The organism is Paractinoplanes atraurantiacus, assembly GCF_900215205.1.
Taxonomy (GTDB): domain Bacteria; phylum Actinomycetota; class Actinomycetes; order Mycobacteriales; family Micromonosporaceae; genus Actinoplanes; species Actinoplanes atraurantiacus.
The window spans coordinates 93,292-106,542 of sequence record NZ_OBDY01000021.1 but is presented as its reverse complement, the minus strand read 5'-3'; the positions used below and the strand labels follow the sequence as shown (position 1 = coordinate 106,542).

Here is a 13,251-nt window from a genome sequence, read left to right as displayed (position 1 = left end):
TGCACGCCATGACCTTGCACCTGCGGTGGGCGGCCGTCACCGATCAAGGACATGTCCGGAGCAACAACGAGGACTGTTACTACGCCGGTGACCGGCTCCTCGTCGTGGCCGACGGCATGGGCGGCATGGCCGCCGGCGACCTCGCCAGTCGCCTCGCGATCGAATCCCTGACCCCGCTCGACGTCCCGATCGACGACGATCAGCAGATGGACGCCCTGCACCATGCGCTCGAGGTCGCCAACGGCCGGATCGCCGAGACGGTCGAGGCCGACAACTCGCTGCAGGGCATGGGCACCACGCTCACCGCGGTCATCTTCTCCGGCTCCCGGGCCGCGATGGCCCACGTCGGCGACTCCCGGGCCTACCTGCTGCGCGACAGCCGGCTCAACCAGCTGACCAAGGACGACACGTACGTCCAGATGCTGGTCGACCAGGGCCTGATCCGGCCCGAGGAGGCGGCCGGGCACCCGCGGCGCTCGGTCGTGACCCGGGTCCTTCAGGGCGAGCCGGTCAGCCCGTCGTACGTGATCGTCGAGCCCGAGGCGGGCGACCGCTGGCTGCTGTGCAGCGACGGCCTGACCGCGGTGGTCAGCAACGAGACGATCGAGCAGGAGATGCTCGCGGCCGAGGATCCGAAGTCGTGCTGCGAGCGGCTGCTCGACCTGGCCCTGCGCGGCGGCGGCCCGGACAACGTCACGGTGATTGTCGCCGATCTGACAGCCGGCGACTGACCGTCACGACTGCGGTACCTTACTCCGGTCGCGGATCAGGGGGCCCGCGGCTCGTATCGGGTGGTGATGATGACGGCGCGACTCTTCGTCACGCTGGCGCTCGTCCTCGGTGCCGTCACGGCCGGGGAGCTCACCGGGTCGCGGGGGTGGCGGCTCTTCGAGGACGGCGGGCAGTTGGCCGCGGGCGCGGCCGCGGCCTGGGTGTGTTTCGCGACGGCTCGTGGCCTCGCGGGCATGCACCGGCGGTGGCGGCTCTTCGCCGGCTTCGGGTTGGCCGCGTGGGCGCTGGTCCGGCTCTGGTGGCTGGTCCAGGAGCTGATGGTCCCGGGCCGTCCGGCCGACGGCGTCTCCGACGTCGGCTTCTTCGTGCTGCCCGCCTGCCTGCTGGTCGCCCTGCTGTACGCGCCGTACACGCGGCCGCGGCCCGTTCCGACCTCGGTCCGGCGTGATCAGATCGCGCTGCTGATCGACAGCGTGCTCATCTCCGGGTCGATCCTGGCCCTGCTGTGGTCGGCGGTGCCGTTCGACTGGGGTGGCCGCACCACCGCGATGATCGTGGCCGCCGCCGCGTACCCGGTCGCCGATCTCTTTCTGTTGACCATGGCCGTGCTGCTGTTGCTCACCCAGCCCGGCTCGCGGGCCGGCCGGCAGCCGCTGATCTGGGGCGCGCTGGCGCTGCTGGCCTTCGGCGTCTCCGACACGTTCCGCCTGATCGAGCTGGCCGACGGCGGTCTGTCGCCGCTGGAGTCGGCCGGCTATGTGGCCGGCCCGCTGCTGATCGCGATGGCCGCGCTGAGCCCGGTGGTGGCCGGCGACGGCGCCGCGCCGTTCTCCCACCGGCACGACTGGCTGCACCTGCTGCTGCCGTACATCCCGGTCACCGCCACCGGCGTCATGATCGCGATCAACACGGGCACCGGCAAGCCGCTGTCACCGTTCGAGGCGTACCTGGGCTGGCTGGGCCTGGGCCTGGTGGTGGCCCGGCAGATGTTCACGATCGTCGACAACACGGTGCTGCTCGACCGGGTGTCGGAGGGCCGGCAGCGGCTGCACCACCAGGCGTACCACGACCCGCTGACCGGGGTGGCGAACCGGGCGCTGTTCCACGACCGTCTGGCCCGGGCCGACGGCCGCCCGGTGGCGGTGCTCTTCGCCGACCTCGACGACTTCAAACTGATAAACGACTCGTTCGGCCACGCCATCGGCGACCGCATCCTGCACGCGATCGCCGAGCGCATGCAGCGCTGCGCCGGCCCGGCCGAGCTGGTGGCCCGCCTGGGCGGCGACGAGTTCGCGGTGCTGCTCGACCACCGCCCGGCCGAAGCGGAGGCGGTCGGCCACCGCATCCTGGCCGCGCTGCGCGAGCCGTTCCTGATCGACGGCCACACCATCAGCGTCGGCGCCAGCATCGGCCTGGTGGCGCCGGCGCCGGGCGAGCCGTTGACGGCGGACGCCCTGCTGCGCCGGGCCGACGCGGCGATGTACGCGAGCAAGCGCCGGGGCAAGGGCACGATGGCCCGCTACGCCGGCGCGCAGGACGGCGGCCCGCACGCCGACCTGCCCCACCTGCTGGCGCAGGCCCTGGAGAGCCACCCCGGCGACGCCGGCTTCGAGGTCTTCTACCAGCCGATCGTCCGCTTCACCGACGGCGCCACGGTGGCGGTGGAGGCCCTGGCCCGCTGGACGTCACCGGTGGTGGGCCCGGTCCACCCGGACGTCTTCGTCTCGGTGGCCGAGCGCACCGGCCTGGTGGCGGCGATCGACGACTTCGTCCTCGACCAGGCCTGCGCCGACGCGGCGTCGCTGGCCGTGGTCTTCGGCCGCCCGGTCGACATGCACGTGAACGTCTCGGCGGCCCGCCTGGCCCCCGGCCTGGAAGACGTGGTGGTGGCGGCCCTGACCCGCCACGGCGTCCCCGCCTCCCGCCTGGTCGTGGAGATCACCGAAACCCGCCGCATCTCCGACCTGACAGCGGCCGCCGCGGTGGTGACCCGCTTGCGCTCACACGGCATCAGGGTCGCCCTGGACGACTTCGGCAGCGGTTTCAACGCCTTGGCCCAGCTCCACTCCCTGCCGGTGGACATCGTGAAGCTCGACTCGACCCTGACGGACGTGGACGTGGCCCCCGACCAGGCGGGCGCCCTGTGCCGCTCGGTGGTGACCCTGTGCGACGGCCTGAACATCGCGGTGGTGGCGGAGGGTATCGAAACCCCGTCCCGGGCGGCCGCCCTGGCATCGCTGGGCTGCCTGATGGGCCAGGGCTACCTCTTCGGCCAGCCCGGCCCTTTGCACCGCCTCCAGCCACCCGCGATCCCCGCCCAGCCCACGGCCCCGTCCTCAGCGGCCCAGCTCTCCTGACCGGTACCGCGTCGTCACCCCGAACGCTGTGTCGCGGATCTGCACGAAGGCCAGCTGCGGCAGTTCCGGGGCCAGCGCGGCGTAAAGGTGACGGGCCACCAGTTCGAATGTCGGGCGGAAGGTGAACAGCTCCGTCCATGGGCGAGCCGCGAGGTCGGCGCAGTGCTCTCGAAGGGTCAGCGCCGCCGCGTCGGTGTCGAAGAACCAGCCGCGCTCGGTCAGCTGCTCGTCCTCGAACGCGACGCCGGCCGTGACCACGACCTCCACCCCTTCACCGGACGCCAGGAGCGGCAGGCCTTCCCGGGCCCGGACCGGCGACGGCAGCCCTTGCACCGCCCGGAAGCGATGCTCCACCTCGACGAGATAACTCACGGGACCTCCCTGGCCGACCGGAGCCGGGCTTGGACGCGGGCTTGGACGCGGGCTGGGGCAGCGGGCCGGCGGCGAGGGGATTGGCACGGCGGCTCCCGGGTTGATTGAGGCTTTGGGCGGCGGGTCAGCGGGTCGGTTGCGCTTTGGGGGGCGGGTCAGCGGGTCGGTTGGACTTTGGGTGGCGGGTCAGCGGGAGCGGGTGGGGTCGGCCTGGGTGGCGGGTCAGTGGGAGCGGGGTTTGGCGCGGCGGGTGGGTTCGGCGGTGGTCGGGTCCTCGGGCCAGGGGTGGCGGGGGTAGCGGCCGCGCAGTTCGGCGCGGACCTGGGGGTAGCCCTGCTGCCAGAAGGACGCCAGATCGCGGGTGACGGCGACCGGGCGGCCGGCGGGGGAGAGCAGATGCAGCAGGACCGGCACGCGGCCGTCGGCCAGGCGTGGTGCGTCCCGCCAGCCGAAAGCCTCCTGCACCTTGACGGCGAGCACCGGCGCCTCGACGTCGGAGTAGTCGACCCGCACCCGAGAGCCGCTGGGCACCGGAAGCCGCTCGGGCGCCACCTCATCGAGGCGCCCCGCCACCGACCAGGGCAGCAACCGGCGCAGGCTCGAAGCCACATCGACCTTGCCCAGGTCGGCCCGGCGCCGGGCCGACCCGAGCTCGAGCCAGTCCTCGGCCCGCGCGAGAAGGGCCTCGTCCGACACGTCCGGCCAGGGTTCGCCCATGGCGGCGTGCGCGAAGGCCAGCCGCTCCCGCAGCTCGGTCGCCGTGCGGCTCCAGATCAGCAGCCCCAGCCCTTCACGGTGCAGCCCTTCCACGAGCGCCGCCCGCACCAGCGCCGGATCCGGATCGTTCAGCCGCCGCTCCACGAGCGTGATGGCCCCGAGCCGCCGCACCCGGCGCGCCACGACATCGCCATCCACCCACCCGATCTCGACGGCCTCCACCGCAAGCGTCCCAGCCGCCTCGACCGCCGTGGCTTCATCAAGCGGCGCCGCCGCCCGGATCCGCGCCGTACGCGCCCCCGCCGCCCGATCAGCCGCCGCCACCGCCAGCCAGGTGACCCCGGCCAGCCCCGTGCCCGGCGTCAGCTCCGCCGCGGTCCCACCGGCCATCAGATAGGCCCGCCCACCGGCCTCCCGAACCCGCGCCACCCGCTCCGGATAGGCCAGCCCCACCACAAGCCCCGCCGCCAGATCATCCGGCACCCGCTCACCCCGCCCAGCCTCCGCTCGTCCCTGGCCGCCGTCCTTCGCTCGGCCCGGCACTTCCGGCCCGCCGCCCCGGCTCTGTTTCTGCGGCCCGGAGACCTGGATCTGGGCCGCATGCCCGCCGTGGCCTGCGCGCCCGCCGGTCTGGCCCGCACGCTCGCCGGTCTGGCCTTCGCGCCCGCCGGTCTGGTTTGCGGGCCCGCCGATCTGGTCTGCGGGCCGCCCGCCGGGTCGGCCCTGTTTTTCCCTGTCGTCGGCTTGACCTCGATCGCCGCCTTCCGCGCCGGCCCTGTCGTCGGGCTCGGGGAGGGCGGCGTCGGTCACGTCGGGGATGGTCTCGTCGGTGGGGTTGCGGGTCAGGGCGGCGGTCAGGCGGCGCACCTCGTTGCGCCATGTGGGGTCGGTGGCGCCGCGGGCTCGGCGCCAGGCGGCGACCAGGTCGTCGGTGGTGGTGCGGTCGTCGTCGAGGAGGGCGACGATCTCGGCGGCCCGGCGCGGGCCGACCAACGGGGCGCCGTCGAGCAGGGCGCGGGCCAGGCGGGGGTGGAGGCCGGCGTCGGCCAGGGAGCGGCCGCGCGGCGTGATGCGGCCGGTGTCGTCGACGGCGCCCAGGTCGCGCAGGGTCGCGGTGGCGGACTGCAGGGCGCCGGACGGTGGCGGGTCGGGCAGGGACAGGCCGGTGCCGTCGGGGTGGCCCCACAGGGCCAGATCGAGGGCGAAACCGGTCAGGTCGGCGGCGGCGATCTCCGGCTCGGGCTGGGCCGGTAGCCGGTCGTGCTGCGCCTCGGACCAGCAGCGGTAGACGCGGCCGGGCGCCTCACGGCCCGCGCGCCCGGCGCGCTGCACGGCGGCGGCCCGGGAGACCGGCACCGTCGCCAGGGCGCCCAGCCCGCGCGCGTGATCCATGCGCGGCACCCGGCTCAGCCCAGCGTCGACAACCACCCGAACTCCGGGCACCGTCAGACTGCTCTCGGCCACGGCCGTCGCCAGCACGACCCGCCTCCGCGCGCCCGGCTTCAGCGCGGCGTCCTGCACCGCGCCGGGCTGTCGCCCGTGCAGCGCGATCACCTCGACCCCGGCGTCGGCGCGGCCGCCGCCCAAGCCCGCGCCGCCCAGACTAGCGCCGCCCAAGCCCGCGCTGCCCATGCCCGCGCTGCCCATGCCCGCGCTGCCCATGCCCGCGCTGCCCGCGCCGCCCATGCCCGCGCCGCCCATGCCCGCGCTGCCCATGCCCGCGCTGCCCGCGCCGCCCATGCCCGCGCTGCCCATGCCCGCGCTGCCCGCGCCGCCCAAGCCCGCGCTGCCCGCGCCGCCCAAGCCCGCGCTGCCTGTGCCCGCGCCGCCGCCTTGGGCCGCGCTGGACGCTGGCTGCGTGTGCGGGGCTGAGCGCACGCCCGCGAGCTTGCCGGCTACCACGTCGATCTCGCGCGCGCCGGGGAGGAACACCAGGATGTCGCCGGGGGAGTCGGTCAGGGCCCGGCGCACTGTGGCGGCCACGTGGTCGAGCAGGCGAGGGTCGACGCGCAAGCCCAGTGGGGGTGTGATCGGGGTGGGTGGTGGGCTCCAGCTGACCTCGACCGGGAACAGTGGGGACTCGGCCGCGACGACCGGGGCCTCGCCGAGGATCTGGGACAGCCTGTCGGCGTCGGCCGTGGCTGAGGTGGCCAGGACGGCCAGGTCGGGGCGGAGGGCGGCTCGCACCTCGATCAGGAAGGCCAGGGCCAGGTCGGTGTCGAGGTGGCGTTCGTGGCACTCGTCGAGGATCACGGCTGCCGTGCCGGCCAGCTCCGGGTCGCGCTGGAGGCGGCGCACCAGGACTCCCGTGGTCACGACCTCTATCTCCGTACGGCGGGAAATCTGTCTGTCGCCTCTGACTGTGTAACCCACCCGGTCGCCGACGCGCTCGCCGAGCAGGAACGCCATGCGGCGGGCGGCGGCGCGGGCGGCCAGGCGGCGCGGCTCGGCGACCACGACGCGGCCTTTGCCGTCCGCCAGCGCGAGGGGGACCAGCGTCGTCTTGCCCGTGCCGGGCGGCGCCACCAGCACCGCCGCTCCGGCCGCGGCCAGCGCCTCTCGCACCCGGGGCAGCACCGGGCGGATCGGAAGGGCGGGCAGGGCGTCGTCGGCGATCAGCACCCGACCATCCTCGCTCAGAGGTACGACAAGCTCGCCGAAGGCCGGACCGTCTGGCAATGTGTCTGAAACCGGAAAGGACTGCACCCGTACGAGTTGGCCTGCTTGACTGATCGACTAGAGGAAGGGGTTGCCCGGATGGACGCGGTCGAGGTGTTCAACTCGATGCCCGCCGTACACCTCGGTGAGAACCTCAAAGCCTGCTGCGCGGCGCCCACCTGGGGTGCGACGGTCGTCGCGAGACGGCCCTACCGGGACCGGGCCGCCATTCTGGCCGAGGCCGACGCCGCCTCGCGGGCCTTGAGCTGGGAGGGTGTGCTCACGAGCCTGGCCGCTCACCCGCGCATCGGTGAGCGCGCGGCCGGCGACTCCCAGGAGGCCGCCTGGTCGCGGCTCGAGCAGTCCACCGCCGCGCAGAGCGATGATCAGGCCGAGTTGAGAAAGGTCAATGAGGCGTACGAGCGCAAATTCGGTCATGTCTTTTTGATCTTTGCCAGTGGGCGCTCGCAGGCGGAGATCCTGGCCGCGGCCCGGGAGCGGCTGGGCCACGACGAGGAGACCGAGCGGGCGATCGTGTCGGACGAGCTTCGCAAGATCGCGCTGTTGCGGCTGGAGCGGGTGATCGATGCCCTCGCATGACGGCACGGAACCCGAGTTCCACGTGAAGATCTCCACGCACATCCTCGACACGGTGAGCGGCGAGCCGGCGCGCGATGTCTACGTGCGGCTGGAGCGGCGTGACTCCGAGGGCTGGCAGCAGGTGGCCGACGGGCGTACCGACGACGACGGCCGGCTCCGGTTCCGGGCGCCGATGCGCGAATGGCAGGCGGGCGGCTTCCGCCTCTTCTTCTACGTCGAGCCCTACCTGGGCGACGACTGCTTCTTTCCCGAGGTCACGGTCGCCTTCCACGTCCGTGACCCGGAGCGGCATTACCACGTGCCGCTGCTGCTCAGCCGCTACGGCTACACCACCTATCGAGGGAGCTGACGGGCGTGTCGATCGTGCTCGGGGAGAACCGTTACGGAAAGGCGGAGACGCGGCTGGTCCGCGTGTCCCGTGACGGCGATACGCATTCGCTGATCGACTTCACGGTCGGCGTGGCCCTCTCCGGTGATCTCGCCGCGACCCATCTGACCGGCGACAACGCCGGGGTGCTGCCGACCGACACCATGAAGAACACGGTGTACGCCTTCGCGAAGGAGCACGGTGCCGGCGAGCCGGAGGAGTTCGCGCTGCTCCTGGCCCGGCACTTCGTGACCTCGCAGCCGCAGGTGCGCGCGGCCCGGGTCAGTGTCGAGTCGTTCGGCTGGGAGCGGCTCGGCCCGCACTCGTTCCAGCGGCGCGGCGATCACACCCGTACGGCCGTGGTGACCGTGACCGTCGAACAGACCGAAGTGATCTCGGGGGTGACCGGGTTGACGCTGCTCAACTCGACCGCGTCGGAGTTCCACGGCTTCGTCCGCGACAAATACACCACCCTGCCCGAGACCACCGACCGCATCCTCGCCACCGCCGTCGACGCCCGCTGGCGGCATCTGACCGACGACGCCGACTGGGCGAAATCGTTCGAGGGCGCGCTGGACGCGCTGATCAAGGGCTTCGTCAACACGTACAGCCATTCGCTGCAGCAGACGCTCTTCTCGATGGGCAGTCACGTGCTGCGCACCCGCGACGAGATCGCCGAGATCCGGCTCGTGCTGCCCAACAAGCATCACTACCTGGCCGACCTGTCGCCGTTCGACCTCACCAACGACAACGAGGTCTTCATCGCCGGCGACCGGCCGTACGGGTTGATCGAGGGCACCGTGACCCGCGACGACGTGCCCGAGGCGCTGACGGCGTGGTACCAGTGATCGTCATCGAGAACGTCGCCGTGGCCACGGTCGACGCCGAGGACACCTATCACGCCGACGGGCATGTCGTGGTCGGTGACGACGGCCGGATCGCCGCGGTCGGCGCCGGCCGTTTCCCGGCCGACCTGCCGCGGGTCGACGGCACCGGCTGCCTGGTCACGCCCGGCCTGGTCAACACCCACCACCACCTCTACCAGTGGGCGACCCGCGGGCTGGCCCTCGACGAGACGCTGTTCGGCTGGCTGACCACGCTCTACCCGATCTGGGGCCGGCTCGACGCCGAGATCGTGGGCGCGGCCGCCGGGGCGGGGCTGGGCTGGCTGGCTCTCTCCGGCTGCACCACCTCGATGGACCACCACTACGTCTTCCCGCGCGACGGCGGGGACGTGCTCGAGGCCGAGATCGAGGCGGCGCGGCGGCTGGGGGTGCGCTTCCATCCGACCCGCGGCTCGATGGACCTCAGTCGCAAGGACGGTGGGCTGCCGCCGGACAACGTGGTCGAGAAGACCGACGAGGCGCTGGCCGCCACCGAGGCGGCCATCGACCGCTGGCACGACCCGTCACCGGACGCCATGCTGCAGATCGCGGTGGCGCCCTGCTCGCCGTTCTCGGTGACCGAGCGCCTGATGAGCGAGGCGGCCGAGCTGGCCCGCCGCAAGGGCGTCCGTCTGCACACGCACCTGGCCGAGACGGATGACGAGGAGGACTTCTGCCGGGAGCGCTTCGGATGCACCCCGGTGGAATACGCGGAACGCCTCGGCTGGCTCGGCGACGACGTGTGGCTGGCGCACGGGGTGCACCTCGACGACGCCGCAATCGCCAGACTCGGGGCTACGGGTACGGGGGTGGCACACTGCCCGAGCTCGAACGCGCGCCTCGGCGCCGGGGCGGCCCGGGTCCGTGAGCTGCTCGACCATCGCGTGCCGGTCGGTCTGGGCGTGGACGGCTCGGCCTCGCAGGAGGCGGCCCACCTGGGTGAGGAGTTGCGGCAGGCGCTCTACACGGCCCGGATCCGGGGCGGGCCGGGCGCGCTGAACGCCCGCGAGGCCCTGCGGCTGGGCACGATGGGCGGCGCCCGCTGCCTGGGGCGGCAGGACGACCTGGGCTCGATCGAGGTGGGCAAGCTGGCCGACCTGGTCGTGTGGCGTCTCGACGGTCTCGGCCACGAGGGCATCGACGACAAGCTGGCGGCTCTGGTCTTCGGGCCGGCCGCCCCGGTCGAGCTGTCCCTGGTCGGCGGCCGGCCGATCGTGGAGCGGGGCGAGCTGGTGCACGGCGACGCCGAGACCCTGGCCCGTGAGGCCCGCCGAGCGCACGACCGGCTCCTCCGTACTTAAGGAAGACTTAAGAAAGTTCGCCGATAAAAACGTTATTCAGAATGGAGATCGCGGCCACCTGCGGCGTTGAAAATGGTTATTCCTAAGTCTTTCTCCAAGGTTTGAAATAGGTATCTTCAATCTGCATACTCCCTGGTGAACGGTCCCCCCACTTGTCACCTTTCACCTGGAACGGCAGAACGAAGAATGCGGACTGACTCTCAGCACGTCGCCCCGCCCCATCCGCGCACCCGGCGCCGCGTGACCCGCACCGTCCTCGGCGCGGCCGTCGTCGTGACCCTGGGCGCCAGCGGCGTCTACATCGCCAGCGCCAACGCGGCCGAGACGGTCGTCCCGGGCCGCCTGCAGGCCGAGGCCTTCTCGGCCCAGTCGGGCGCGCAGACGCAGAACACCGACGACAAGGACGGCGGCAAGAACGTCGGCTGGCTCGCGAACGGCGACTGGCTGCGCTACGACAACGTCACCATCGGCTCGACGATCACCGCGCGGATCGCCTCCGACAACGCGGCCGGCGGCTCGATCGAGCTGCGGCTCGGCTCGCCTACCGGCACGCTGCTGACCACGATCCCGGTCGGCCGGACGGGTGGCTGGCAGAAATGGGCCACGCGGACGGCCAACGTGAAGGCGCCGGCCGGCAAGCAGAAGCTGGTCGCGGTCATGAAGAGCCAGCAGTCCTCCGACTTCGTGAACGTCAACTGGTTCACCCTCGGGGCGACCACCCCAGCTACCTCTACGCCTACGACGGCGCCCACCACCCCGCCCACCACCCCGCCTGTTCAGACCGCCGGCTGGGTGACCATGGATCAGGCCAAGTGGAAGGCCCAGCTGGCCGCCTTCAACGCCATGACCCCCAAGGCCATCACCAACAACCCGGTGCGGGTCTCGGAGTTCAACGCCTCCTGCACGGTGAGCCACTCGAAGGCCGACGACCCGATCGTGCTGCCCGGCCTGCCCGGCGGCTCGCACATGCACTCGTTCCTGGGCAACGACGCCACCGACGCCTTCACGACGACGGACACGCTGCTCAAGAACGCCGGATCGAGCTGCAAGCCGCTGCAGGACCGCTCCGCGTACTGGATCCCGACGCTTTACGAGAACGGCAAGGCGATCGAGCCGCACGGCGTCACCGTCTACTACGGCTCGCGTCTGCCCGACCCGACCAAGACCGTGCCGTTCCCGCAGGGCTTCCGCATGATCGTCGGCGACGCGAAGCGCCAGGTCGACACCCCGAAGGGCGCACCGGGCCAGTTCTGGTGCGCCGGCGCCGGCGGCGAGACCGGCCGCAGCGCCGACGGCAACTGGCCGGTCTGCGCCAAGACCGCCGAGCTCACCTTCCAGCTGACCTTCCCGGACTGCTGGGACGGCGTACACCTGGACAGCCCCGACCACAAGTCGCACGTCGGCCCGGCCGACGGTCAGGGCAAGTGCAGCGGCAAGTTCCCGGTGGCGATCCCGTCGCTCTCCTTCGTGATCGGATATCCGAGCTCGGGCAGCAGCGCCGGCTTCAAGCTCTCGTCCGGCAACGCCAGCTCGATGCACGGTGACGCGTTCTTCGCCTGGGACGACGCGGCCCTCGGGCACCGGGTCAAGGACTGCATCGTGCAGAAGGCCAAGTGCAACACCGACGGCAACTTCTGACATAACCGGCTGGGGACAAGGGGCTGTGGACAACCGGGCACCGCCCCTTTTTCTCCATTAACGTACGGAGGAAGCCAGCACCGCGAGAGGAGCCGTCGACGATGACCGAGATCCTGTCCGACGAAGCAGTGGCGTTCGTCGCCGATCTGAACCGGCGGTTCCGCCCTCGCCGTAACGAGCTGCTCGAGGCCCGTCAGCAGCGCCGCTTCGGTTTTCTCCCGGAGACGGCTGACATCCGCGCCGCCGAGTGGAGCGCCCCGCCCGCGCCGGCCGACCTGCGCGACCGCCGCGTCGAGATCACCGGCCCCACCGAGCGCAAGATGACCATCAACGCGCTCAACTCCGGGGCCAAGGTGTGGCTGGCCGACCTGGAGGACGCGAACACCCCGCACTGGCAGAACGTCGTCGACGGCCAGCAGAACCTGCACGACGCCATCCGGCGGACGATCTCTTTGAAGACCGAGGCCAAGACGTACGAGCTGGCAGGCGGCCCCTATCCGACGATCGTCATGCGCCCCCGGGGCTGGCATCTCGACGAGCGTCATCTGCCGGTCGACGGCGAGCCCGCGGTCGGCGCGCTGGTCGACTTCGGCCTCTACTTCTTCCACAACGCCAAGGAACTGGTCGAGCGCGGCAGCGGGCCGTATTTCTACTTGCCGAAGATGGAATCCCACAAGGAAGCCGCCCTGTGGAACGACGTCTTCACCTATGCGCAGGAGACGCTCGGCATCCCGGTCGGCACCATCCGCGCGACCGTGCTGATCGAGACGATCCCGGCCGCGTTCGAGATGGAGGAGATCCTCTACGCGCTGCGCCCACACATCTCGGGCCTCAACGCCGGCCGGTGGGACTACCTGTTCAGCATCATCAAATACTTCCGCGACGACCCGTCGATGATCCTGCCCGACCGCGCCTCGGTGACGATGACCGCGCCGTTCATGCGGGCCTACACCGAGCTGCTGGTCAGCACGTGTCACCGGCGCGGGGCGTTCGCGATGGGCGGCATGGCGGCCTTCATCCCGAGCCGCCGCGACCCGCAGGTCAACGAGGTGGCGCTGGCCAAGGTGCGCGAGGACAAGGAGCGCGAGGCCGGCGACGGCTTCGACGGCTCCTGGGTCGCCCACCCCGACCTGGTCCCGGTCTGTCAGGAGATCTTCGACCGGGTGCTCGGCGACGGCCCCAACCAGCTGGCCAAGCAGCGCCCCGACGTCCAGGTCACCGCCGAGCAGTTGCTCGACGTGGCGAGTACTCCCGGCGAGGTCACCGAGAAGGGTCTGCGCTCCAACGTCTCGGTCGCCCTGCAATATCTGGAGGCGTGGCTGCGCGGCAACGGCGCGGTGGCCATCAACAACCTGATGGAGGACGCGGCCACCGCCGAGATCTCCCGGTCGCAGGTGTGGCAGTGGATCCACAACGGCGTGCGCCTGCCCGACGGCACCGAGATCACGGCCGACCTGGTCGGGCGCATCGAGGACGAGGAGCTCGCCGCCATCCGCGAGAAGATCGGCGACGAGGCGTGGACCGCGAGCCGCTTCGACGACGCCCGCAAACTGTTCGAGCGGGTCGCGCTGGCCGACGACTTCGCCGACTTCCTGACCACCGCCGCGTACGACTCGATCGACTGA

At 71.9% G+C, this 13,251-nt stretch carries 10 protein-coding genes; 8 read left to right on the top strand and 2 right to left on the bottom strand.

The features are described from left to right. Positions 1–8 precede the first annotated feature (8 nt). A complete protein-coding gene (locus CRP55_RS35060; RefSeq protein WP_097325991.1) occupies positions 9–731 on the top strand; it encodes a PP2C family protein-serine/threonine phosphatase in 723 nt (240 codons plus the stop codon). A 69-nt stretch (positions 732–800) separates the two neighbouring features. Beyond that, on the top strand, positions 801–3,089 hold the full coding sequence (locus CRP55_RS35055; protein WP_097326101.1) for an EAL domain-containing protein: 2,289 nt from the start codon (positions 801–803) through the stop codon (positions 3,087–3,089). On the opposite strand, the gene CRP55_RS35050 is transcribed toward CRP55_RS35055, so the two are convergent. Beyond that, complete coding sequence (locus tag CRP55_RS35050; RefSeq protein WP_097325989.1) at positions 3,069–3,461, bottom strand: hypothetical protein; 393 nt, start codon at positions 3,459–3,461, stop codon at positions 3,069–3,071. The genes CRP55_RS35055 and CRP55_RS35050 overlap by 21 nt on opposite strands. A gap of 222 nt (positions 3,462–3,683) precedes the next feature. Next, positions 3,684–6,800, bottom strand: coding sequence for an ATP-dependent RNA helicase (locus CRP55_RS56555; RefSeq protein WP_245923574.1), 3,117 nt, complete (start codon positions 6,798–6,800; stop codon positions 3,684–3,686). A gap of 102 nt (positions 6,801–6,902) precedes the next feature. Here CRP55_RS56555 and uraD point away from each other — a divergent pair, with 102 nt between their 5' ends. From uraD to aceB, 6 genes are all read left to right on the top strand, one after another. Beyond that, positions 6,903–7,436, top strand: coding sequence for a 2-oxo-4-hydroxy-4-carboxy-5-ureidoimidazoline decarboxylase (gene uraD / locus CRP55_RS35035; protein WP_245923573.1), 534 nt, complete (start codon positions 6,903–6,905; stop codon positions 7,434–7,436). After that, positions 7,423–7,785, top strand: a complete 363-nt coding sequence (gene uraH, locus CRP55_RS35030; RefSeq protein ID WP_097325986.1) for a hydroxyisourate hydrolase — start codon at positions 7,423–7,425, stop codon at positions 7,783–7,785. Before uraD ends, uraH begins: the two co-directional genes overlap by 14 nt. 5 nt (positions 7,786–7,790) lie before the next feature. Further along, a complete protein-coding gene (gene pucL, locus CRP55_RS35025) occupies positions 7,791–8,651 on the top strand; it encodes a factor-independent urate hydroxylase (RefSeq protein WP_097325985.1) in 861 nt (286 codons plus the stop codon). Next, on the top strand, positions 8,648–9,988 hold the full coding sequence (locus CRP55_RS35020; protein ID WP_097325983.1) for an 8-oxoguanine deaminase: 1,341 nt from the start codon (positions 8,648–8,650) through the stop codon (positions 9,986–9,988). The genes pucL and CRP55_RS35020 overlap by 4 nt, the downstream gene beginning before the upstream one ends. Before the next feature lie 186 nt (positions 9,989–10,174). Continuing rightward, positions 10,175–11,626: a DUF1996 domain-containing protein gene (locus CRP55_RS35015; protein WP_097325981.1), complete on the top strand. Its 1,452-nt coding sequence runs from the start codon at positions 10,175–10,177 to the stop codon at positions 11,624–11,626. 56 nt (positions 11,627–11,682) lie between these two features. Next, positions 11,683–13,251 carry a malate synthase A gene (aceB, locus tag CRP55_RS35010; protein WP_281260839.1) on the top strand — a complete coding sequence of 523 codons (1,569 nt, stop codon included), beginning with the start codon at positions 11,683–11,685 and terminating at the stop codon, positions 13,249–13,251.